At 64.4% G+C, this 23,449-nt stretch carries 17 protein-coding genes; 8 read left to right on the top strand and 9 right to left on the bottom strand.

All coding sequences use genetic code 11. The features are described 5' to 3' along the window. Window positions 1-11 precede the first annotated feature (11 nt). Window positions 12-638, bottom strand: a complete 627-nt coding sequence (locus tag RFM98_RS12070) for a DUF1062 domain-containing protein (RefSeq protein ID WP_320309080.1) — start codon at window positions 636-638, stop codon at window positions 12-14. 660 nt (window positions 639-1,298) lie between these two features. On the opposite strand from RFM98_RS12070, the gene RFM98_RS12065 reads away from it, so the two are divergent. Then, a complete protein-coding gene (locus RFM98_RS12065) occupies window positions 1,299-1,913 on the top strand; it encodes a LysE family translocator (RefSeq protein WP_320309079.1) in 615 nt (204 codons plus the stop codon). 64 nt (window positions 1,914-1,977) lie between these two features. On the opposite strand, the gene RFM98_RS12060 is transcribed toward RFM98_RS12065, so the two are convergent. Together RFM98_RS12060 and RFM98_RS12055 are read right to left on the bottom strand one after the other, a co-directional pair. Beyond that, window positions 1,978-2,301, bottom strand: coding sequence for a YciI family protein (locus RFM98_RS12060; RefSeq protein ID WP_320217586.1), 324 nt, complete (start codon window positions 2,299-2,301; stop codon window positions 1,978-1,980). A gap of 193 nt (window positions 2,302-2,494) precedes the next feature. Further along, a complete protein-coding gene (locus RFM98_RS12055) occupies window positions 2,495-3,058 on the bottom strand; it encodes a peroxidase-related enzyme (RefSeq protein ID WP_320309078.1) in 564 nt (187 codons plus the stop codon). 130 nt (window positions 3,059-3,188) lie between these two features. Here RFM98_RS12055 and RFM98_RS12050 point away from each other — a divergent pair, with 130 nt between their 5' ends. Both RFM98_RS12050 and RFM98_RS12045 read left to right on the top strand, forming a co-directional pair. Beyond that, window positions 3,189-7,964 carry an NAD-glutamate dehydrogenase gene (locus RFM98_RS12050; protein ID WP_320309077.1) on the top strand — a complete coding sequence of 1,592 codons (4,776 nt, stop codon included), beginning with the start codon at window positions 3,189-3,191 and terminating at the stop codon, window positions 7,962-7,964. Window positions 7,965-8,208: 244 nt separating this feature from the next. Continuing rightward, the gene (locus RFM98_RS12045; RefSeq protein WP_320309076.1) at window positions 8,209-9,588 is read left to right on the top strand and encodes an MFS transporter; all 1,380 of its coding nucleotides are present in this window, start codon (window positions 8,209-8,211) and stop codon (window positions 9,586-9,588) included. 42 nt (window positions 9,589-9,630) lie between these two features. On the opposite strand, the gene purH is transcribed toward RFM98_RS12045, so the two are convergent. The 3 genes from purH to RFM98_RS12030 all read right to left on the bottom strand — a co-directional run bounded on the left by purH (window position 9,631) and on the right by RFM98_RS12030 (window position 13,748). Beyond that, a complete protein-coding gene (gene purH, locus RFM98_RS12040) occupies window positions 9,631-11,247 on the bottom strand; it encodes a bifunctional phosphoribosylaminoimidazolecarboxamide formyltransferase/IMP cyclohydrolase (protein ID WP_320309075.1) in 1,617 nt (538 codons plus the stop codon). A 107-nt stretch (window positions 11,248-11,354) separates the two neighbouring features. Next, on the bottom strand, window positions 11,355-13,100 hold the full coding sequence (locus RFM98_RS12035) for a heparinase II/III family protein (RefSeq protein ID WP_430682296.1): 1,746 nt from the start codon (window positions 13,098-13,100) through the stop codon (window positions 11,355-11,357). A 168-nt stretch (window positions 13,101-13,268) separates the two neighbouring features. Beyond that, window positions 13,269-13,748 carry an Lrp/AsnC family transcriptional regulator gene (locus RFM98_RS12030; RefSeq protein WP_320217733.1) on the bottom strand — a complete coding sequence of 160 codons (480 nt, stop codon included), beginning with the start codon at window positions 13,746-13,748 and terminating at the stop codon, window positions 13,269-13,271. An 84-nt stretch (window positions 13,749-13,832) separates the two neighbouring features. Between RFM98_RS12030 and RFM98_RS12025 the strand changes: the two genes are divergently transcribed. Then, window positions 13,833-14,768 carry a DMT family transporter gene (locus tag RFM98_RS12025; protein ID WP_320309073.1) on the top strand — a complete coding sequence of 312 codons (936 nt, stop codon included), beginning with the start codon at window positions 13,833-13,835 and terminating at the stop codon, window positions 14,766-14,768. A 347-nt stretch (window positions 14,769-15,115) separates the two neighbouring features. Here the strand turns inward: RFM98_RS12025 and RFM98_RS12020 are convergent, their stop codons facing one another. Together RFM98_RS12020 and htpX are read right to left on the bottom strand one after the other, a co-directional pair. Next, a complete protein-coding gene (locus tag RFM98_RS12020) occupies window positions 15,116-16,498 on the bottom strand; it encodes an RsmB/NOP family class I SAM-dependent RNA methyltransferase (RefSeq protein WP_320309282.1) in 1,383 nt (460 codons plus the stop codon). Further along, window positions 16,489-17,523, bottom strand: coding sequence for a zinc metalloprotease HtpX (gene htpX / locus RFM98_RS12015; protein WP_320309072.1), 1,035 nt, complete (start codon window positions 17,521-17,523; stop codon window positions 16,489-16,491). The genes RFM98_RS12020 and htpX overlap by 10 nt, the downstream gene beginning before the upstream one ends. A gap of 167 nt (window positions 17,524-17,690) precedes the next feature. Between htpX and RFM98_RS12010 the strand changes: the two genes are divergently transcribed. Beyond that, a complete protein-coding gene (locus tag RFM98_RS12010; RefSeq protein ID WP_320309071.1) occupies window positions 17,691-17,912 on the top strand; it encodes a DUF1674 domain-containing protein in 222 nt (73 codons plus the stop codon). Window positions 17,913-18,291: 379 nt separating this feature from the next. Here the strand turns inward: RFM98_RS12010 and RFM98_RS12005 are convergent, their stop codons facing one another. Beyond that, window positions 18,292-18,957, bottom strand: a complete 666-nt coding sequence (locus RFM98_RS12005; RefSeq protein ID WP_320309070.1) for an HAD-IA family hydrolase — start codon at window positions 18,955-18,957, stop codon at window positions 18,292-18,294. 169 nt (window positions 18,958-19,126) lie between these two features. Between RFM98_RS12005 and RFM98_RS12000 the strand changes: the two genes are divergently transcribed. The 3 genes from RFM98_RS12000 to RFM98_RS11990 all read left to right on the top strand — a co-directional run bounded on the left by RFM98_RS12000 (window position 19,127) and on the right by RFM98_RS11990 (window position 23,441). Continuing rightward, window positions 19,127-19,996 carry a transglutaminase-like domain-containing protein gene (locus tag RFM98_RS12000; RefSeq protein ID WP_320309069.1) on the top strand — a complete coding sequence of 290 codons (870 nt, stop codon included), beginning with the start codon at window positions 19,127-19,129 and terminating at the stop codon, window positions 19,994-19,996. 348 nt (window positions 19,997-20,344) lie between these two features. Continuing rightward, the gene (locus tag RFM98_RS11995) at window positions 20,345-21,760 is read left to right on the top strand and encodes a pilus assembly protein TadG-related protein (protein WP_320309068.1); all 1,416 of its coding nucleotides are present in this window, start codon (window positions 20,345-20,347) and stop codon (window positions 21,758-21,760) included. A 412-nt stretch (window positions 21,761-22,172) separates the two neighbouring features. Beyond that, the gene (locus RFM98_RS11990) at window positions 22,173-23,441 is read left to right on the top strand and encodes a class I SAM-dependent methyltransferase (RefSeq protein ID WP_320309067.1); all 1,269 of its coding nucleotides are present in this window, start codon (window positions 22,173-22,175) and stop codon (window positions 23,439-23,441) included. Window positions 23,442-23,449: the final 8 nt, after the last annotated feature.

The following is a 23,449-nucleotide window of genomic DNA, read 5'->3' as shown; positions in this document are numbered from 1 at the left end:
TCTTTTCGTTTTCAGCGGCACGCGGCCGACAGGACAGCGCTGCAATCCACCTCGTCGGCCAGATCGATGCGCACCGCCAAGCCGTCGCGCACCGACTTTCGCAAGGCCTTGGCGCCATCCGGTTCGACGGTCAGCCGCTTCCGGTCCTCGAGGGCCTGAAGCCTTGATCGCGAAAGGCCGAGTTCGCCGGCAAGCAGGCGGTCGAGCCGCAAAGCCGTTGTGCCTTCGAGCCGAAGTTCGAGCCGGAGCGCGGTTGGGCGTTCCGGCTCGACGTCCAGAATCTCCTTTCGGACCGTGACATCGGGAAATTCCTCGATCCGGCCGGCCTTGTCGCGGAGTGCGGCACTATCGAAGGCGTGGCGCCACACAAGCGCCGGATCGTTGCTTTCAAGCGCTGTGAGCAGCGCCGGCTCGACGTCGCGGCGGTTTCGCCTTTCCAGGATGGTGAAATTCCACGTGTTGTCGCAGGCCGTGCAGCGGTAGATCAGCCACACGTCAATGCGTTTGCCATTGGCGTTGACGCGGAATTTCTCGCTGCATTTGTATGGCCTGAAGCCGCCGCAACGATTGCAGTTGACGAGAGGTCGAGGGGCGATCTTGGGCGTGATCGTCCAATGGATGCGCAAGATAGAAGACATGCCGGCAGGCCCTTCCCGTCGGGAAGTCCGTCAGGCCGGCACTGTCCGAGATGCCCTTTTTGTTTGAGCATGATCTTTTCCGAAACCGGGAACCACTTTTCGCTGGCGCGGACCTTTGGTTCGGGATCATGCTCGTGGGGGCGCGGCGTGGCGAAGGCTGCGTGTTTTGAAGTTCAGGCGTCGGCGCGGACTACGCGCGGCGGCTCAGCAATGCCAAACCGGTCTCGAACTGCCGCCTGAAGAACACGTAAAATGGATGCAGGTGCGGCTAATGCTGCGCCTGCGGTGCAATCAGAGGAGTTGGCGAGACCGGCGGTTACTGAGGCAAAGTGAAGCTCGAAAATTTATATCGGGCGAGCTTTCTAGCCGTGGGCAGGTGGAGGAGCAAGGGTTAACCGCGGATGTCGGCGCTGCTCCTCATTGTCCTGCCGGGCATTTCTCCGCGTGAACGGGAGAAAGAGGCTGACCGCGACGCCGGCGCCCATTCTGCGACGTTTGCGATTGGCGAAATCGCTGGCGCCATGTCCCTTCGCCCCGTTTACGGGGAGAAGATGGCGGTAGCCAGATGAGGGGCGGCGCTGGCGTCGGCGATTGTCCCATCTTTGCCAATGTTGTTTCCGCTGGCTAGTATGGCAGCCAATCCCAACCATGAGGTCCGCCATGCATCTCGCCTCGCTGCTGATCTTCGCCGCCGCCCTGTTTGTCGCCGCCGGCTCGCCCGGGCCGTCGATCGCAGCGCTTGTGGCTCGGGTGATCTCGAAGGGGTTCCGCGACGTCTTCCCGTTCCTGCTCGCCATGTGGATCGGCGAGGGCATCTGGCTGTCGCTGGCGGTGTTCGGGCTCGCCGTCGTGGCGCAGACCTTCCACTATGCCTTCGTCGTCGTGAAGTGGGCGGGCGTCGCCTATCTCGCCTATCTGGCGTTCAAGATGTGGACGGCGCCGGTGGAGGCAAAGGAAGGCGAGATGCCGCGCGAGGATTCGCCCCTGAAACTGTTCTTTGCCGGCATGGCGGTGACGCTCGGCAACCCGAAGATCATGATGTTCTACCTGGCGCTGCTGCCGACCATCATCGATCTTGCCTCAGTCACCGTGGCCGGCTGGGTCGAGCTGACGCTGACTATGGCCCTGGTGTTGGTCGTCATCGACCTCGCCTGGGTGCTGGCCGCCTCCCAGGCACGCCGGCTCCTGAAGAGCAAGCGCGCCATGAAGGTCGCCAACCGCGTCAGCGCCACGACGATGGCGGGCGCGGCCGCGGCAATCGCCGCGCGTTCTTAATGCATGTCGCCCAAAAGTGCACTGCGGTTTTGGGGTAACGACATGCATCAAAACGCTTTAAGCGCTACATCATTTCGATGATCGGCGCGATCTCGACGGTGAAAGCCGGGTCCATCAGGATCGGACAGTCCTTGGCTTTGGCGACGGCATCGTCGATGTTCTTGGCTTCGACGATTGTGTAGCCGGCGGTCGGATTGCTGCCGCCATTGCTCTCGACCTTGCCGCCTGGCAGAACCGTCTTCGACATGCCGACGGGATTGCCGCCATCGACGACAGCCGAGCCGAGCTTGTCGTACCAGCCGGTCCAGGCATCCATCGCCGCTTTGCGTTCGGCCTCCTCGGTCGGCATCTTGCCGGAGCCATGATAGACATAGAGAAATTTCGCCATGTTCTCCTCCTTTGTCGGCGGCGTCGAACCGGCATGCGGCCACGCCGCTTGCGATATGCGGCCCATGCCGCAATCCGATATGCGGCCAGGCTGCAATCCGATATGCGGCCAGGGCCGCAATCGTTGATCATCGGACCAAATAGCGGGATGGGCAATGAAAAATTCGAGTTTGCTAATGTAAAGCTGGCGAGCCTCACCTTGCCATGGCGTGGTATTCGGCGTTCGGCCGCATGTCGACCGCGGCGGCCACCCGGTTCGACATGTTGAAGAAGGCGGCGGTCGAAGCGATGTCCCAGATGTCGCGGTCGGTAAAGCCGGCCTGGCGCAAGGTTGCGCGGTCGGCCTCGACGATCTTGGCCGGCTCTTCCGTCAGCTTCACGGCGAATTCCAGCATGGCGTGCTGGCGGTCCGACAGATCGGCGGCGCGGAAATTCATCACCATCATCTCGCCAAGCGCCGGCTCGCCCGACAGCTGACGCACCGCCGCGCCGTGCGCGGCCAGGCAGTAGAAGCAGTGGTTGATCGAGGAGACGACCACCGCGATCATCTCGCGCTCCAGCTTCGACAGGCCGGACTCGCCCAGCATCAGATCATTGTACATGTCGGTGAAGGCGCGCAGCTTCTTCTCGTCGAAGGCGTAGGCCAGAAGCACGTTGGGGACGAGGCCGAGCTTCTCCTGGCATTTGGCGAAATAGGCCTTCGTCGCCTCGCTGAGCTGCGCCTGGACAAGGTCAAGCGCGGTAATCCTGCCGGTCATGGGTTCGTTCTCCTTGCAAGGCAACGGCGTCGGTTCGAATTTTTTAAAGCGTCGTCAAACCGTTGTCGCCAAACAGCGATCATCTGGCTACCATAGCCGCAAAAGCATGCCACGGGAGGGAATAAGCGTCATGGCCAGCGTGAAATCCAAGCCGAAGAAGAAAGCTGCCGCCGCCAAGGCGGACGACAAATCCGCAAGGCTTGCCGACTATCTGCTTGCCCGGGCGCCTGCCGAGGACGTCGCGGCCTATGACGCGGCCGACCTCGAACGCGCCGGCGAACTCGCCGCCCAAGCGGTCGCCGGCCACAGGAAGGGTGAAAGCGTCGTTGCGGTCGAAGCCGATTCGGGCGTTGCCTGCGACGGCCGGCCGGTCACGGTCATCACCGTCGTCAACGACAACATGCCGTTCCTGTTCGATTCCATCCTCGGCGAGATCACCGAGATCAGCGGCGAGCCGACGCTGGTCACCCATCCGATCGTCACGGTACGCCATGGCAAGAGCGGCGTCGCCGAGGTTCTCAGCGACGGCGGCAAGGAGGATGACGAGCACGACCGGTTGAGCGTCGTCCATGTCCACATTCCAAGGTTGAATGCCGAGCAGGCGAAGAACCTTACCGAGCGGCTCGGCAAGATGCTTTCCCAGGTCCGCGCCGCCGTCGTCGATTGGAAGCGGATGCTCGCCCGCCTCGACCAGGCGATTTCCGAATTCCGCTATTCGGCGGTGCCGCTCGACAAGAAGAGCGTCGCCGAAGCGATCGCCTTCCTCGAATGGCTGCGCGACGACAATTTCACCTTCCTCGGCATGCGCGAATTCAAATATGTCGGCGGCGAGGAGAGCGGCTCGCTGGAGCGCGCCGAGAAGCCCGGCCTCGGCATCCTATCCGATCCAGATGTGCTGGTGCTGCGGCGCGGCACCGAAGCGGTGACGACGACGCCGGAAATCCGTGCCTTCCTGCACGGGCCGGAGCCGCTGATCGTGACCAAGGCCAATGCCAAGTCGTCGGTGCATCGCCGCATCTATCTCGATTATATCGGCATCAAGACCTACACGGCGAAAGGCGCGCTGGCGGGCGAGCTGCGCATCGTCGGCCTTTTCACCTCGACCGCCTACACGCGCTCGGTGATGAAGATCCCCTATCTGCGCTCGAAGGCCGAAACGATCATCGCCAAGTCTGGTTTCAATCCGCACGACCATTCTGGCAAGGCGCTGATCAACGTGCTGGAGAGCTATCCGCGCGATGAGTTCTTCCAGGTCCCGGTGCCGATCCTCAGAAAGCACGCCAGCGCCATCCTCGGCCTGATCGAACGGCCGCGGGTGCGGGCGCTGGTGCGCGTCGACCAGTTCGACCGCTTCGTCTCGATCATCGTCTTCGTGCCGCGCGACCGCTACGACAGCGTGGTACGCGAGAAGATCGGCGCCTATCTCAAGACCGTGTTCGAGGGCCGGCTGTCGGCCTATTACCCGGCCTTTCCGGAAGGCGGGCTGGCGCGCATTCACTTCATCATCGGCCGTTCCGGCGGCAAGACGCCGAAGATCGAGCAGGCAACACTCGAGGCAGCGATCCGCGACATCGTGCGCACATGGGAGGACGCGCTTTCCGAAGCCGCGGAAGCCGCCGGCAGCGATCCGGCGCTGAAGGCGATCGCGGCGCGTTTCCCCGAAAGCTACCGCGACAGCTTTTCGGCCGCCGTGGCGCTGGCCGACGCCAGGCGCCTTGCGAAAATCAGCGCCGAAAATCCGATCGCCATCGATTATTACCGCCATGCCGACCAGAAGCCGGAGCAGGCGGCGCTGAAGATCTATCACCATGGCAGCCCGGTGGCGCTCTCGCGGCGCGTGCCGGTGCTGGAAAATATCGGCTTCCGCGTCATCAGCGAGCGCACCTTCGAGGTCGGCGACGATCCGGCCGGGACGGTCTTCATCCACGACATGGAACTGGAGAACAGCTACGGCGCGCGAATAGACCTCGCCGACGGCGGCGCGCTGTTCGAGGACGCGTTCCTGTCGGTCTGGCGCGGCGATGTCGACAATGACGGCTACAACGGCCTGGCGCAGACCGCCGGCCTGTGGTCGGGCGAGATCACCATCCTGCGCGCCTATGGCCGCTATTTGCAGCAGGCTGGCATTCCGCAGAGCCAGGATTTCATCGCCGCCGCTCTCAACCGCTATCCCGAGATCGCGCGCGGCCTGCATGCGCTGTTCGTCGCCCGTCTCGGGCCGGCGGCGGAAGGCGACGGCGTGGTCGCGGCCAAGCACCTCAAGGCCAAGATCAAGGACGCGCTGGAGGAGGTGCCCAATATCGATGACGACACCATCATCCGCCGCTATCTCAACCTCATCGAAGCCTCGCTGCGGACCAATCATTTCGTAGCCGATACGAAAGAAAAGGGGCAGTCGCTGGCGATCAAGCTCGACTCGCAGGCGGTCGAGGGCCTGCCGGCGCCACGACCGTGGCGCGAGATCTTCGTCTACGGGTCCGAGGTCGAGGGCGTGCATCTGCGCTTCGGCCCGGTGGCGCGCGGCGGCCTGCGCTGGTCGGACCGCGCCCAGGATTACCGCACCGAGGTGCTGGGCCTCGTCAAGGCGCAGCAGGTCAAGAACGCGGTCATCGTGCCGGTCGGCGCCAAGGGCGGCTTCTATCCGAAGAAACTGCCGATGAGCGGCGGGCGCGACGCCATTTTCGAAGCCGGCACCTCGGCCTATAAGAACTTCGTCTCCAGCCTGCTCTCGATCACCGACAATATCGGCGTCGACGGCGTCATCCCGCCGGCCGGCGTGGTGCGGCGCGACCAGGACGATCCGTATTTCGTCGTCGCCGCCGACAAGGGCACGGCGACCTTCTCCGACACCGCCAACGCCATTTCCGAGAAGCACAATTTCTGGCTGGACGACGCCTTCGCCAGCGGCGGCTCGGCCGGTTACGACCACAAGAAGATGGGCATCACCGCCAAGGGCGCCTGGGAGGCGGTGAAGCGCCATTTCCGCGAAATCAACCGCGACATCCAGACCTCGCCCTTCACCGTGGTCGGCGTCGGCGACATGTCGGGCGACGTGTTCGGCAACGGCATGCTGTTGTCGCCGCAGACCAGGCTGATCGCCGCTTTCGACCATCGCGACATCTTCATCGATCCGGATCCCGACATGGCGGCCTCGATGGCCGAGCGGGTGCGCATGTTCGCGCTGCCGCGCTCGTCCTGGCAGGACTACGACAAGTCGAAGCTGTCGGAAGGCGGCGTCATCGTCTCGCGCAACCAGAAATCGATCACGCTGCCGCAAGCGGCGGCGGCCGCGATCGGGCTCACCAAGACGACGGCGACGCCGGTCGAGATCATGAACGCCATCCTCAAGGCGCCGGTCGACCTTTTGTGGTTCGGCGGCATCGGCACCTATGTCCGTGCTTCCGGCGAGAGCAACGCCGATGTCGGCGACCGCGCCAACGACGCCATCCGTGTCATCGCGCTCGACGTGCGCGCCAAGGTGATCGGCGAGGGCGCCAATCTTGGCGTCACGCAGCGGGCGCGCATCGAGTTCGGCATGAATGGCGGCCGTTGCAACTCCGACGCCATCGACAATTCGGGCGGCGTCAACTGCTCCGACGTCGAGGTCAACATCAAGATCGCGCTGGCGTCGGCCATGCGCAAAGGTTCGCTGGCGAGACCGGCGCGCAACAAGCTGCTCGCCGAAATGACCGACGAGGTGGGCGCGCTGGTGCTCGCCAACAACTATCAGCAGACGCTGGCGCTCTCGCTGGCGCGCAAGCGCGGGCTGGCCGACATCGCGCACCAGGCGCGCTTCATGACGGCGCTGGAAGCGCGCGGACTGCTCGACCGCGCGGTTGAGACGCTGCCTTCACCGGCGGCCCTTGCCGAACGCGAGGCGCGCGGCGAGCCGCTGACCCGGGCCGAGCTCGGCGTGCTGCTTGCCTATGCCAAGATCGTGCTGTTCTCCGACATCGTCGCCAGCGACGTGCCGGACGATCAGCATTTCGACCGCGACCTGATGGGCTATTTCCCGGAGCGCATGGGCAAGAAATTCGCCGGCGAGATCCGCGACCACCGGCTGCGGCGCGAGATCATCGCGCGCGTCGTCGCCAACGATCTGGTCAATCGCGGCGGACCGTCCTTCGTCAACCGGCTGCAGGAAGCCACAGGCCGCACGGCGGCGGATGTCGTGCGCATCTTTGCCATGGTCCGCGACGGCTTCGCGCTGCCCGCGCTCTACAAGGAGATCGATGCGCTCGACAACCAGATCGACGGCCAGATCCAGCTCGATCTCTACCAGGCGGTTAGCCGGCTGATCTTCGTGACCAGCGGCTGGTACCTGAAGAACGAAGCGGGTTCCGTGCCGCTCGGCCAGCGCATCGGAGAATTGCTGGAAGCCCGCAAAGTGCTGGAGCCAAAGCTCGTCTCGCTGCTGCCGGCCTTCTCGCGCGAGCGCATAGAGGAGCGGCGGCATGGCCTGTTCAAGGCCGGCGCGCCGGAAAAGCTCGCCGAGAAGCTCGCTTTGGCCGAGGTCGCCGAGCTGATCCCGGACGTGGCGCTCACCGCGCGCACCGCCAATGCCGATATCGTCAGCGCCGCCAAGGCCTTCTTCGCCGTCAGCGACGCCTTCCGCATCCCGCGTGTCGAGGAGGCGGCGCGCTCGATCATGCCGTCCGACTATTACGACCAGCTGGCGCTGTCGCGCGCGACCGACACGATCGGCGTGGCGCGCCGCGGCATCGCGGTAGCGGCGCTCACTGCTCACGGCACCGCGGCGGATCCGGTCGCGGCGTGGCTGGAGGCCGGCGGCGAACGCGTCGCGCGCATCCGCGAGCGACTGCAGGCGCTGACCGAAGGCGGCGACATCACCGTGTCGCGGCTGTCGGTGGCGTCCGGCCTGATGAGCGACCTGACGGGGATGTGAGCTTACCCGCCCCCCTTGTGGGGAGGGTCGCTGCGAAGCAGCGGGGCGGGGGCGGCGCCGACCCCCCACCCGGACCTACGGTCCGACCTCTCCACAAGGGGGAGGTAGGGGGCTGGTGTTCTTCTTTCCCGCCGTCAGAAAAATCAAGACGAGCACCAATGGCCGGCGGCGCTTGTTCATTTGCATCGCTGCCTGAAAACATGCAGACATGGCGCCCGACGCGGGCGGGGCCAAGGGAATCAGCATGGCGGCAGTAGAGACAGTGCAGCGGGCATCGGGGCGCGGCATCTGGGGCTGGATGTTCTTCGACTGGGCGGCGCAGCCTTTCTTCACCGTCGTCACCACCTTCATCTTCGGGCCGTATTTCGTCTCGCGCATGGCGAGCGACCCGACCGCCGGACAAGCCGCCTGGGGTTACGGCATCGCCGCCGCGGGCCTGGTTATCGCGGTGCTTTCGCCGGTGCTCGGCTCGATCGCCGACCAGACGGGGCCGCGCAAGCCATGGATCGCCTTCTTCGCCGCGATCAAGATCGTCAGCCTCAGCCTCTTGTGGTTCGCAGCGCCGGGCTCGAACCTGTTCCTGGTCGTGCTTTTGTTCTCGCTGGCTTCGGTGGCGGCCGAATTCTCCACCGTGTTCAACGATTCCATGATGCCGCGGCTGGTGCCGAAGGCCGAAATCGGCCGGATCTCCAACATGGCCTGGGGGCTTGGCTATCTCGGCGGCATGATCGCGCTGATCTTTGTCGTCCTGTTCCTGGCCGGCAATCTGCAAACCGGCAAGACGCTCATCGGGCTCGACCCGCTGTTCGGGCTGGATCCGAAGCTGGGCGAGGATGCACGCTTCACCGGGCCGATGTCGGCCGGCTGGTATTTCCTGTTCATCCTGCCGATGTTCTTCTTCACGCCGGACGCCACCAGGGGGATCCCGATCGGCCCGGCGGTGCGCGAGGGCCTGTCCGAGTTGAAATCCACTCTGGTGGAAGTGCGCCAGCGCGGCGGCATCCTGCGCTTCCTTCTGGCCCGCATGATCTATCAGGACGGCGTCAACGCTCTGCTCGCGCTCGGCGGCACTTTCGCGGCCGGCATGTTCCAATGGTCGATCACCGAGATCGGCCTGTTCGGCATCATCCTCAACGTCGTCGCCATTTTCGGCTGCTGGATCGCGGCGCGGCTCGATACCGCACTCGGCTCGAAGCATGTGGTGATGATTGCGCTGGTGATGTTGTCGGTCGCCACGATCGGCGTCGTCTCGACCGGCCCGGGCTTCACTTTGCTCGGACTGATCCCGCTTTCGACCGCGGATTCAGGCGGCCTGTTCGGCACCGCGGCCGAGAAAGCCTACATTCTGTATGGCTTGCTGATCGGGCTCGCCTTCGGCCCGGTGCAGGCGTCGTCGCGATCCTACATGGCGCGCAGCGTGACAGCTGCGGAATCCGGCCGCTATTTCGGCATCTATGCGCTGGCCGGGCGGGCGACCAGCTTCCTGGCGCCGTTCATGGTGGCGACCATCACCACCGTCAGCGATTCACCACGGCTCGGCATGGCGGCGATCATCCTGTTCCTGGGCATCGGCATGGCGATCCTGGTGGGGACGCCGTACCCGGCGGACAAGCCGCGGGGGTAGCGCGCCTTTGCCTTCTCCCCTTGTGGGAGAAGGCAGAGGGCGCTAATGCCTGAAATGCCTTACCCCGGTAAACACCATGGCGATGCCGTGCTCGTCGGCGGCGGCGATCACGTCGTCGTCGCGCATCGAGCCGCCGGGCTGGATGACGGCCGTCGCGCCGGCCTCGATCGCAGACAGCAGGCCGTCGGCGAAGGGGAAGAAGGCGTCCGAGGCAACCACCGAACCCTTGGTCAGCGGTTCGGCGAGGCCGGCCGCTTCGGCCGCGTCGAGCGCCTTGCGGGCGGCGATGCGCGAGGAATCGACGCGGCTCATCTGGCCGGCGCCGATGCCGACCGTCGCCCCGTCCTTGGCATAGACGATGGCGTTGGACTTGACGTGCTTGGCAACGCGGAAAGCGAATTTGAGGTCGGCCATCTCGGCCGGCGTCGGCGCGCGCTTGGTCACCACTTTCAGCTCGAGGTCGTCGACGACGGCGTTGTCGCGGCTTTGCACAAGCAGCCCGCCGGCGACGGATTTGACAAGCGTGCCGGCGGCCCGCGGGTCGGGCAGGCCGGCGGTGACCAGCAGGCGCAGGTTCTTCTTTGCGGCGACGATCGCGGCCGCCTCGTCGGTGGCGTCGGGCGCGATGATGACCTCGGTGAAGGTCTTCACGATTTCTTCCGCCGCCTCGGCGTCGAGGATGCGATTCATAGCGACGATGCCGCCGAAGGCCGAGACCGGGTCGCAGGCCAGCGCCCTGGCGTAGGCCGCCTTCAGCGTCGCGCCTTCGGCGACGCCGCAGGGGTTGGCGTGCTTGATGATGGCGATCGCCGCCGACCGGGCGGGATCGAACTCGCCGACGAGCTCGAAGGCGGCGTCGGTGTCGTTGATGTTGTTGTAGGAGAGCTGCTTGCCCTGCAACTGCCTGGCGGTTGCGACGCCCGGCCGCCTGTCGCCCGACAGGTAGAAGCCGGCGCCCTGATGCGGGTTCTCGCCATAGCGCATCACCTGGTCGAGCCGGCCGCCGAAAGCGCGCCATGTCGGGTGCTCGATCTGGAGCGCCTCGGCGAACCAGCCTGAGATCGCCGCGTCATAGGTGGCGGTGCGGGCAAAGGCCTTGGCCGCCAGCTTCTTGCGGAAATCCAAAGACAGCGAGCCGAGATTCATCTCCAATGCGTTGACGACGGAAGCATAGTCGGCCGGATCGGTGACGATGGCGACGTAAGCGTGGTTCTTGGCCGAGGCGCGGATCATCGCCGGCCCGCCGATGTCGATGTTCTCGACGATCGAGGCATAGCCGGCGCCGGAGCGGCGGACCTCCTCGAACGGGTAGAGGTTCGAGACGACAAGGTCGATCGGCTCGATGTGATGGTCGCGCATGGCCTTGGCATGGTCGGCATCGTCGCGGATGCCGAGCAGCGCGCCGTGCACCGACGGATGCAGGGTCTTCACCCGGCCGTCCATGATCTCGGGAAAGCCGGTGAGCTCGGAAACGTCGCGCACCGCCAGGCCAGCTTCGGCGATGGCCTTTGCCGTGCCGCCGGTCGAAACCAGCTCGACGCCGGAAGTGGCGAGCGCCCTGGCGAAATCGATCAGGCCGGTCTTGTCGAAGACGGAAAGCAGCGCCCGGCGCACCGGAACGAGGTCGGGCGCCGGAATGTTTTTTGTGGGCACGGCCATGCGGAGGCCTTTCACGGCTGTTGGGGGCGTTGGCCGGCCCTAGCATATGAGTCTCGGAAATCAAGTGAATCTCGGAAATCAAGCTCGCAGCCGGATTTGTCCGGAACTCAGTTGTTTTCCGGATAGCCGGCGATGCCGGTGCGGGTCAGCTGCCAGTGAACCTCGGCGACCTCCGAGGCCTTGAAGGCGAGCACGATCTGCCGGCTGCGGCGCGGGCCGCTCAGTCCGGCGAAATAGATCGATTCCTCGACCTCCGGCACCACTTCGGCGCAGCTGAAAACCCAGGTGTCGCCTTGCGCGGCGGCGAGAGTCAGCCGGTCGTGGTCGTCCTGCAGCAGGCTGATGTCGGGATGCACGTGGAAGCGCACCGTGACGAAGTCGCGACCGTTGTTGCGGATCGCGGCATTGCCCGGGCGCAGGAAACGGTCGCGGCCGGCAAGTACGTTGCCGTTCGTGGTCAGCTTCAGCTCGCGCTCATGCAGGAAGCCGAATTGCGGGATATAGCCATCGTGGCGGGCAATGAAGCCATGCACGCCCTTCTGGTCGAGGCGCTTGCAGGGCACGTGCTGCGGACCGCCGATCAGCGGCGATCCCAACAGGTCGCTGACGCGCAGCGAGTGGCTGAAGCGCGCCGACGAGGTGTCGTTGATCGTCGCGGTCGAATGCGCGGCGGTGGCGCGCGCCAGCGGCCGGAATTCCGGGGCGCCGTAAGTGTCGATGCCGGCATTGACGATGAAATGCTGGCGCCCGGAGGAGAGTTCGAAGGCGAGGCAGCCGGCGTGTGCTGCGTTCGAGACGTCGACCGGCGGCGGCAGGCCGGTGTCGGCGATCACCGTCACGCCGCCCATCGAAAGGCGCTCATAGCCGGAATGCGGCGCGTGCAGCAGCGGCGCGCCGGCGGTGTCGTCGTGGCGCATGATGGTGGCGATGCGGTCATGGATGGTCGCGCCCATGCCGTTGAAGCGGGCAAGGCTGCCGTCCTGGTGGCGGAAGAAACGCAGCGCCGGCAACATGCGGTCGATGGCGCCGATCAAGGCCGCGGGCGGCGCCTCGGCCTGGTTGGCATAGGTCTGGCGCAGCGGCAGAAGGTCGGCCAGCAGCTCCAGCACCGCCATCGGTTTGCGCGAGATGTGGCCGCCGTCGGGCAGGATCTGATGCTCCAGCTCCTCGGCCAGGTGGCGCGTCGCGGAACGCAGCGCCGAGGCCGGCGCCGGCAGGGACAGCGCGGCGAAGGCGAGCGCGATGCGGGCGCGCAGCCTGCCCTCGCCATCCGGCATCTCGCGCGCCATCGAGCGCAGGTAGCGGATCTGCACGGCCAGCGATTTGAGGAAGGCGCGGTAGAAGGGAAATTCGGCGCCCTGCAGCACCACCGAGGAATGCTGCAGCCAGGCGATCACCCGCTTGGCTGTCGTTCCCGGTTCCCAGGCGATGCCGGAGATCTGGTTGCCGTGCATGGCGATCCAGTCGGTCACCAGGGCCCTGGCGTTGGCGGCGGCAAGCTCGGTGCCGGTGGCGCGCATGTGGCGCAGCCAGCGGAAGCCGTGCAGCGATTTCTGCCAGCCGCGATTGGGCACGTCGAGCTGAAAGGGCGAGGCGCCGCCGGTCTCGACCAGATGGCCGGACAGCGGGTAGCGGCCATAATAAATCTCCAGCGCGATCTGCGGATCGGCGAGCCGCAAATCCGGCGGAGCGATCAGGACACGTTCTGGCGTGCGCCCGGAATAGCGCCAGCGATAGAGCGGACCGGCGCGCAAACGCCGGCGCGTCTTGCGCCAGAACTCCTTCGCGACAAGCGTCCAAAGACGTGTCGTGCTGCCGGCAACAAGTGCCAATAGCCCTCCTGATTTCCCCATAACCCAAGCACAAGCTTATGCGATTCAAGAACTTATGCGAAGGCGGAATTCGCCTAAGTGAACCGCTTCGCGCGGTGGCGTGGAGACCGTCTCCAAAAAGTCAGCTGGTTGAGTGGATCTGGTTGCGTTTTCTTGCCGATCATCAGCGTTTGCCGCGACGCCTGCGCGCTATAGGGGTGGCAATCGCCGTTTGACGGAAGTTCCTTTGATGACGGCCGTGCTGGTGACGGCATGCTCGGAGAGAGACTCAAGAACATCGTCCATCTGCTCGATCGAATGAACGACTAGGCGCGCAAGAAAGGGATCGTCGCCGGTGATCTTGTCGCATTCGACAAACTTCGGCTGCTCCTGAATGAGCTTCTCGACCAGATGCAGCTTGCCGGGCAGCGGCCTGATCCTCACCATCGCCCGGATTTCGTAGCCGATCGCACGCGTATCCACATCGACCGTGAACCCTCGAACGACACCGCCGGCTTCCAGCCTACGGACCCGTTCAGACACGCTCGGCGCCGACATGCCGACAGACCGGGCGAGCTCGCTCATCGACAATCGCGCATCGGAATCGAGCGCGGCAACAATGCGCGCGTCGGTCTCGTCTAGCGTGGAGTTTCCAAATTGAAGGTGTCGAGGGGGTCTTGCCTTCGTCATGGTATGGAAACTAGCCGATTATCCCTTGTCATTCCATATAAAACGGCCGGTCAAATTGCATGATGACTCCAACAGGAGAAAGTCATGCTGCTCGGGATCATCGCCGGCCTCACCACTTGCGCCTTGTGGGGCCTGACCTTCGTCGCGCCTCGGGCCGTCGCCCCGTTTACGGCATGGGATCTAACCATTGCACGCTATGGCATCTTCGGCTTGGCCTGCCTCCTCCTGATGCTCGATAGACGGTTCCGGCCCACCGGCTTTGCGCTTTCCCGGCTCGTGACAGGCCTGCTTCTCGGCGGTGCGGGATATGTGGGGTATTTCGTCAGCGCCTCGTTCGCCGTGCAGCTCGCGGGCGCGGCCATCCCGCCTGTTGTCATCGGCACAATGCCAGTGTTTTTGGCGATCATCGCCAACGTCAGGGACCGGTCCGTGCCGTGGCAGGCTCTCGCGCTGCCATTGATGTTGATCGCGGCAGGCGTCGCTATGGTCAATGCCGTGACGATCAGCGCGGCGGCCGTTTCCGATGCGGCGTCGATCATACTCGGCATTCTCGCCAGCTCCGCGGCGTTGGCGATCTGGATTGCCTACGGGCTGGCAAACGCGGCCGTGATGCGGTCAGACGACGCACCGGACGGGCTGCGGTGGACAGGGCTACAAGGCATCGGTGCGGCCATCGGAAGCCTGCTCCTGTTGCCGCTGGCCTCCTTCGGGCTGGCGAATACGGCCTCGGCTTTCGAGTTCTTCCGCTTCATCGGATGGGCGCTGCTGATGGGACTGGCCGGCTCCTGGTTCGCAACCTGGTGCTGGGCCGTCGCTTCCCGCCGCCTGCCGCTCGCACTATCGGCGCAACTCATCGTTGCCGAAACGGTGTTCGGCCTTGCCTACGGCTTCATGTTCGAAGGGCGGTTGCCGTCTCCCGCAGAAGCGATAGGGGCCGCGTTGCAGTGCGCGGGTGTCTGCTCCGCCGTTGCGGCGTTCAGTAAGCCGGCAATCTTGGCACAATCGCCGCAAATCCCATGAATTCCGCGGCAGGCCGGTTTGAAACCGGGTCGGCGCTGCCAGGATCTCACTTCTCGTTTCGATGCCAAGGTTTGCGATTGGCCGAAGCCTCCGCGACGTCGTCATCCACGGGCGGAGCGCCGCGAAGCGGCGCGCAGACCCGAGGATCCATTCCGTGACCGCCGCCGAAGGGCGCAGCGGAGCAGAATTCTGCACCGTCGCAACGCTTCGAAGTCACGGAATGGATTCTATGGTCTGCGCCGCGTCGCTTCGCTCCTTGCTTCGCCATAGAATGACGAGGTTCGAAAGCCTCGGCTAATCGCCGAAGCGTGCGATTCGCAACCGGCAACGCTTCAGTGCCAAGAATCCTACGCTACCCGTCTCATCCGGGCCGCGAAGAAGCCGTCCAGTCCTGAAATCGCTGGCGATCCCAAGGCCAGATCGGCTGGCGTCGTGCGTAGCGTGCCCTCGGGCGTGACGTACGAATCGATGCCTGCGAACTCGCCCGGGTGGATCGGATCGGCGATCACGCCGGGAGTCTCGGCAATGAAAGCACGATAAAGCTCCTCGCCCTCTATGGGGTCGAGCGAGCAGTTGGAAAAGACGATGCGGCCGCCAGGCCTGACGAGCGTAACGGCGTGAGCAAGCAGCCGGCGCTGGAGGTCGGCGAGCTTTTCGACATCGGCCATGGTCTTGGTCCACGGCACGTCAGGATGACGGCGCACGGTGCCGGTCGAGGAGCAGGGCGCGTCCAGCAGAACGGCGTCGAACAATTGCGCCGGCCGGTAGTCCAGGAGGTCGGTCTGGACGAGATCGGCTATCAAACCGAGGCGGTCGAGATTCTGCGCCAGCCGCGCCAGCCGGTTTTTCGAGGTGTCGACCGCGGTCACGCCGGCGCCGGCCAGGATAAGCTGGGCCGTCTTGCCGCCGGGCGCGGCGCAGAGATCGGCGACGCGCTGGCCCCTGATGTCGCCGAACAGGCGCGCCGGCAGGCTGGCGGCGGCATCCTGCACCCACCAGGCGCCGTCGGCGAAACCGGGGAGGTCGACAACGTTGGCGGAAAGCTTCTCGACACGCACCGTGCCGGTCGGCAGCACGATGCCGCTTAGACGCTCGGCCCAGAGCGCGGGATCGGCCTTGACGGTGAAGTCGACCGGCGCCTCGTGACGGTGCGCGGCAAGGATGGCGCGCGCCTTGTCGGCTCCGTAGGCGGCGGTCAGGCGCTCGGAAAACCATTGCGGCGCCTCGCGGGTGGCGGCAAGTGCCGGGGCAAGCTCGGCCTGCTTGGCGCGGGCAAGCGAACGCAGCACGCCGTTGACGAGGCCGGAGAAGCGCGTGGTGCGCGGATCGGACTTGGCGTGGGTGACGGCAAGGTCGACCGCGGCGCTGTCGGGAACGTCGAGAAACAGGATCTGCGCGGCGGCGACATGCAGGATATGCGAGAGCGCGGTGGCATTGGGCGGCAGCGGCTTTTCCAAGCGCCTGCCCAGCAGCCCGGCGATGGTCATGCGATGGCGCAGCGCGGTGACCAGGATGGCGCGCACCAGCGCGCGGTCGCGGCCGTCCAGCGCCTTGTACTGCGGATGACCGTGCTCGTTGTCGGTCAACCCGTCCAGTGGTGTGCGGGCATCGATGACGGCGGCAAGCAGCCGCGCCGCGGCCTTGCGCGCGGGAAGGCCGGCGATGCTCTCGTCATCGGCATTGTGTTGCGGACTGCCTGAATGTCCGCGCCTCGGCGGCGTCACGACCAGGGACCTTTCGACCGGACATTGCGCGGCCCGGTCGGATTGCGGCCCCAGGGATTTGGCTTCGGTGGCGCTGGTTCGGCAGGCGGCGCGGGCTCCGCTGGCTTGCCCCATGGACCGGCCGGCGGCTCCTCGGGCTGGATGGGTGGAGGCGAAGCCTGACGCCGGGTGGCTTGCGATGCGCCACCCATTTCGCGCGCCATGTCCTGCAGCGCCGCGATGCGGTTATCCGTGCTCGGGTGGGTCGAGAACAGATTGTCCATGCGCTCGCCGGAGAGCGGATTGATGATGAAGAGATGCGCCATCGCCGGATTGCGCTCGGCATCGGCGTTGGGAATGCGCTCAGCGCCGCGCGCGATCTTGTCGAGCGCCGAGGCCAGCCACAGCGGATTGCCGCAGATCTCGGCGCCGCGCCGGTCGGCCTCGTATTCGCGGGTGCGGCTCACCGCCATCTGCACGATCATCGCGGCGAAGGGCGCCACCAGCATGGCGACCAGCACGCCGACAAAGCCGAACGGGTTGTTGTTGTCGCGATTGCCGCCGAAGAAGAAAGCGAAATTGCCGAGCATGGAGATGGCGCCGGCAAGCGTCGCCACGATCGTCATGGTCAGCGTGTCGCGATGCTGCACATGGGCAAGCTCATGCGCCATCACCGCCGCGACCTCTTCATGGGAGAGCCGCTCAAGCAGGCCCGTGGACGCGGCCACGGCGGCGTTCTCGGGGTTACGGCCGGTGGCGAAGGCGTTGGGCTGAGGGTTGTCGATCAGGTAGGTCTTCGGCATCGGCAGGCCGGCCTGCTTCGCCAGCGCCTGGACGATCGCGTAATATTCGGGCGCGTTCTTCTCGTTGACCTCGACGGCACGGTTCATCGACAGCACCATCTTGTCGGCATTCCAATAGCTGAACAGATTGGTGCCGGCGGCGATCAAGAGCGCGATGATCATGCCACTCGAGCCGCCGATCATATAGCCGACGCCCATGAACAGCGCCGTCATCGCGGCAAGAAGCATGGCGGTACGAAGCGTGTTCATCGTTTCATCCGTCTGGCTTGGTGGCGGAGGGGGCCAGAGCATCGGACCGAAAAATGGAATCCGGTTTTCGGGATATTCCGATGCTCATCAATAGGGGTCGATCCTTCTGTCGTCATGGCTATATGATGGGAGACGCCGGTCTCCGTTTCAATCGGCGGGAGTATCACATGACTGACGAGACAGGCAAAACCGAAGCTTCCGTTGACGGCAACAAGCCGGAAAAAACGCTGACACCGGAAGCGCAGCGGGCGTTAGCAGAGGCTGATGCTCGTCGTCAAAAGTATCGAGCGGCGAAAGCGCAGCTGCCGAAGGAAATCGGCGGCCGCGGCGGCAAGGAACCCGGGCGCTATGGCGACTGGGAGGTCAAGGGGCTCACCAGCGACTTCTGACGAGTACCGGTTTTCGAGCGGAAATCTTGGTCGGTGGTCACGCAGTGATCGGTGGTCACGCAGATTGCTTGCTTGGCGATTGGCTGAACGCCTATGAACTTCGTCATCCACGGGCGGAGGAAGGAGCGAAGCGACGCGCGCAGACCCGAGGATCCATGCCGTGACTTCGAGGCGTTGATACGGTGCAGTATTCTGCTCCGCTGCATTCCTCGGCCAAGGTCACGGAATGGATCCTCGGGTCTGCGCTTCGCTCCGCCCGTGGATGACGAAGTTCGTAGGCTTCGGCCAATCGCGAAGGTTTGGTTGATTCGGCGAAATGAACGGTGAAAATCTCGCCTGCCGACAAGTCTCCAATCCGTCAAAGTCTCTGCACGAGGGACTAGGCCGCCGCCTGGGTTGGCGACAAAACGATGAAACCACTGTCGTCCACCGCGATGCCGATTTCATCGTAACTGGCAATGCTGTCGTGCGGGGTGTGCATCGGATGGACATGCGTGGCGCTGATCACCATCACCGATGCGCCGGAAGCCTCGCCCGCCGCGATGCCCGCCGGCGCATCCTCGAACACCAGGCAGTCGCGCACCTCGACGCCGAGACGCTTTGCCGCCAGAAGGAAGCAGTCCGGCGCGGGCTTGCCATGGGTCACATCTTCCGCCGTCACCATCATGGCGGGAACCGGAATGCCGGCCGCCTTGATGCGCAGCAGCGCCAGCTCGCGCGGCGCCGAAGTGACGATGGCCCAGCGCTCCGGCGGCAGCGATTTCAGGAACGCGACGGCGCCGGGAATCGGGACGATGCCTTCGAGATCGTCGGCTTCGGCCTTGAGCAGCGCGTCGGCTTCCGCAACCGCGTCGACGCCCGGAAGCATCAATCCGGCGATCGTCTCGATCGCGCGCTTGCCGTGGATCGTCGGCAGGAAGCTCGCCACATCGAGGCCGTGAAGCTGTGCCCACTTTGTCCACACCCGTTCCGCCGCGGCGATCGAGTTGAGCACCGTGCCGTCCATGTCAAAAAGGAAGGCGGCGAACTTTGAGCCTGCAAACATAGGATGTCCTGGAGAATCGTTTTCGGGGAGGGGGAACGTAAAACTCAGTTTAGACTGGCCGGCACCGCCTGAGAAGACAGATGCGGGCATTTCGATTCCGCACGGGAACAACCTCCGGTTCGTTGCGTTGAAGTGGCTGTCTTTCCAAAATTACCAAAGGGGGCATGCGATGCTGATCCGGCTCGGCTACGAAATCGCAATCGAATGCGCGGCGGCGACGCCGATCATCTCGCTGCTCGATATCCACCCCGACCGGCATGCCGACATCAAACGGCAGACGCGGGTTCTGACCTCGCCTTCGTTGCCGACCCGGACCTATCGCGACAGCCAAGGCAATATCTGCCGTCGTTTCACAGCGCCCGCCGGAAGCTTCCGCATCCTTTACGACGCGGCAATCGAGGACAGCGGCGAGACCGACACGGTCAATGTGCTGGCTCGGGAGACGCCGGTCGCGGAACTGCCCGACGATGTGCTGGTCTATCTGCTCGGCAGCCGTTACTGCGAGACCGATCACCTCAGCAATATCGCCTGGCAGCTTTTCGGGCATTTGCCGCCCGGCTGGACGCGCGTTCAGGCGATCGTCGACTACGTCAACAGCCGGCTCTCCTTCGGCTACGGCTATGCGCGCGCCACCCGCACGGCCGCCCAGGCGCATGACGAACGCGTGGGCGTCTGCCGCGATTTCGCGCATCTGGCGATCGCGCTTTGCCGATGCATGAACATTCCGGCGCGCTACGTGAACGGCTATCTCGGCGATATCGGCGTGCCGGCCGATCCGGCGCCGATGGACTTTTCGGCCTGGATGGAAGTTTTCCTCGATGGCAAGTGGTACACGTTCGATCCGCGTCACAACCGGCCACGCATCGGCCGGGTCGTCATCGCGCGCGGCCGCGACGCCACCGACGTGCCGCTGCTGCACAGTTTCGGTCCGCACCGGCTCACCCTGTTCAAGGTCTGGACCTACGAGCAGGAAGGCAACCGCTTCAATCCTCCGCATCACGGCGTCAACCGGACGGCCAGCGCGCAGATGCTGGCGTAGGGTCTATCGATATTCAGGTGATGGCGCCTGCGCATGGCGGCTTCCTACGCTTCAGTGCCTGCTTCATCGCGGCTCGTGGCAGCCGCTGACCCGCTTCGGCACAGCCGGATTGTGCCGAAGAGGGAACGCCGGCGACGGCCATAAAGATCATGGTAAGCGCTTCATGAAGGTCGCCTCGCCAGCGCATTTTTGTTTACTTCCCATTCACCGTTAAATTTCACAAAATCTAGCAAAAACAATGGATTAACCGACCGTTAAGCGTCGTTCGACGGCTGCCGGCCAGGTCTGGCCGAAATCCTGCACCGCCCTGGTCGAGCGGCACGAAGCCGCGGACAGGAGGCGGAAGGGATGCGGCGGTTCAAAGGTGTCGTTCGTGGGGTGGACGGCTTTGCCCGCAATCGCGAGGGCAATTTCGCGGTTCTGTTCGGAGTTGCCGCGTCGGTCCTTGCGCTGGGAGTGGGATTCGCAGTCAATATCTCGCAGCTCTACAATGCGAGATCGAGCTTGCAGGGCGTCGTCGACGCCGCCGTGACCTCGACGGCCCGCGATCTCACCCTCGGCGTCATCACGGAAAGCGATGCCAACAAAATGGTGCAGGCGTTTCTCGACGCCAACAGCACAGCCGGCATCCTGCAGGCCAACCAGATCGTGCTGGACAAACTTACCGTCGACAGGACGGCCAGCACGGTGCAGGCGGACGCGCATGCCGATGTCGGCCTCTTTTTCCCGCTGTTCAGCACGGACAACATGCGGCGCGTGACCGCTTCGACCACCGCGCTCTATTCCGACAAGACGGTCGAGGTCGCGATGATGCTCGACGTCACCGGTTCGATGGCCGCCAACCGGCGCGCCAAGACCAACAAGATCGGCGACTTGAAGGCAGCCGCGTCACAGACGGTCAAGGATCTCCTGGATCAGAACCGGGATCCCAGCGATCCTCGGATTCGAGTGTCGATCATCCCCTACGCCGAGGCCGTCAATACGGGCGTCCTAGCCGATACCGTCTTCGTCGAGGCCGAGATGGGGCCGAAAGTGCCGCCGCCGATTGATGCCGCGGTATCGGTTTCCGCGACGGTGTCCGACAATTGTGCAACCGAGCGTAAGGACAAGGACGGCTACGCCGACTATTCATCGGACGGGCCTTACACGCAGCGCCGGGATAACCAGGGAAAGATCTATTTGGCCAAAGTCAACCGCGATTACCGCATGAGGGTATGTCCCACTGCTGCCCTGGTTCCGCTGACCGCCGATGAGGACAAGTTGCTTACGGCAATCGATCGTTTTCAGGCCGGGGGCGTCACCGCAGGCGGCATTGCCGCGCAATGGGGTTACTATATGCTCTCGCCTTCCTGGCGTTCGGCAATCACGGGTGCCCGCCTGGGCGCTGGTCCCGCCAACTTCGATCGGAACAGGGTAGCCAAGATCGCCATCCTAATGACGGATGGCCAGTTCAACACTGCCTTCGCCGGCGCGCGCGGCGCATCCAGGTCGCAGGACCAAGGCCAAAAGTCGCGCGCTAATGCCGAAACCATCTGCGATAATATGAAACGCGATGGCATCGAGATATTCACCATCGGCTTCGATCTCAATGATCCGGCGATGACCACGACCGAACGGGATCAGGCCAAGTCCGTTCTGAAAGACTGCTCGACCGCCGACACGTCCGCCCTGAAGCACTATTACGAGGCCGCCGACGGCGCCGAACTGTCGGATGCGTTCGGCGAAATCAGCCGCAACATCGAAAAGCTGACCGTCAGTCGGTGACCTGAAACTCCAGCACAAACGGAAAAGGCCGCCGCTTCTTGACGAAGCCGGCGGCCTTCCGTGTTTCCGTCCGTGACGCGGCTCATGGCGGCGACCCCTTCGGGTCACCTGCCGCGCATCTCGCGCCTTAACGGGAAGACTGCTTCCCGAAAGTGCAATCCGCTGAGCTCACGTTCTGGAAAACGAAATCACTCGACATCGGATCACCTCCTTTCGATTGGTTGAAGACACCCTCATGATGGGGTGCGTCGCGGCAAATGACAAGGTGCCGCTGCGGAATGGCCATGCCTCAGGTGGCAAATCCTCTGCCCGCGGTGCTTTTGCGCAACATATCGGGATTGCGGTCCCCGGGCCGGTGGACGACAGTGGCGCCTGGGGAATGGGGCGTTCGACGTATCGGGAGGAGCCGGGAATGGACGCCGCCGACAGAGCCGCGCGGATCGTACGCAGGGTCGTCGAAACGCTGAAGCCAGGTTTCGCGGTCAGGCTATGGACCGGCGAGCGGATCGGGCCTGCCGGCGGCCCGGTGCTCGCCATCAACGATCAGGACATTGTCTGGCAGCTTGTGCGGCGGCCAACCTTCTCGACGCTGGTCGAGATGTGGATCTCCAAGACCGTCGACATCGAAGAAGGGACGCTGTTCGATTTCTACGCCCTGCCTTCGCAGGGCAAGCTCAAGACAAAGCTCAAATCCCTCCCCAAGCTGGCGATCCTGCGCGACCTGCCGGCGGTACTGTTTTCGCGAAAACAGATGACGGCGCGCAGCGATCTCTCCGGCCGCAATCCCTTCGTCAGCGGGTCGAACAAGCAGGCTATCGAGCATCATTACGACATCTCGAATGCCTTCTACCGCCTCTTCCTCGATGAGCGCATGGTCTACAGCTGCGGCTATTTCACGGATTTCGCCAACGGCATCGACCAGGCGCAAATCGACAAGCTCGATCATATCTGCCGCAAGCTCAGGCTGAAGCCCGGCGAAAGGCTGCTCGATATCGGCTGCGGCTGGGGTGCGATGCTCATCCATGCCGCGAAGAATTATGGTGTTATCGGCCATGGTGTTTCGCTGTCCGAAGAGCAGACGAAGCTGGCGCGCGAGCGTATCCGCGCCGAGGGTCTCGAGGACCGGATCGCCATCGACATAAAATCCTACACCGAGCTCTCCGGCGCCTTCGACAAGATTTCGTCCATCGGCATGTTCGAGCATCTCGGGCTCGCCAATCATGCGACCTATTTCTCGGCGGTTCACCGCCTCCTTAAACCAGGCGGTATCTACCTGCACCACGCCATCACCCGGCGCAGCAAGGGCGACCCGAAGAAGACCCTGCGCAAGGGGCCGGAATACAAGGCGCTGATCAAATACATCTTCCCCGGCGGCGAGCTCGACACGATCGGCATGACGCTCGGCAATCTCGAGGCGCACGGCTTCCTGGTTTACGATGTCGAGAACCTGCGCGAGCATTATGCGCGCACCTGCCGCCTGTGGGCGGAGCGCCTGCACGCGCGCTTCGACGAGGCCATCGCCGAGGTCGGCGAGCCCAAGGCGCGGCTGTGGCTGCTCTATCTGACGGGTTGCTCGATCACCTTCGAGCGCGCCTCGGCGCAGATTTTCCAGACCGTCGCCACCAGGCGCGCCCGCGGCCCTAGCGGCCTGCCGTCGACAAGAGCGGATTTGTACCGGTAGCGCGAGAT

It is taken from the genome of Mesorhizobium australafricanum (genome assembly GCF_033977265.1).
Lineage (GTDB): Bacteria > Pseudomonadota > Alphaproteobacteria > Rhizobiales > Rhizobiaceae > Mesorhizobium > Mesorhizobium australafricanum.
Note: the sequence above shows the minus strand (reverse complement) of the source record. Positions and strands in the feature narration are given on the sequence as shown.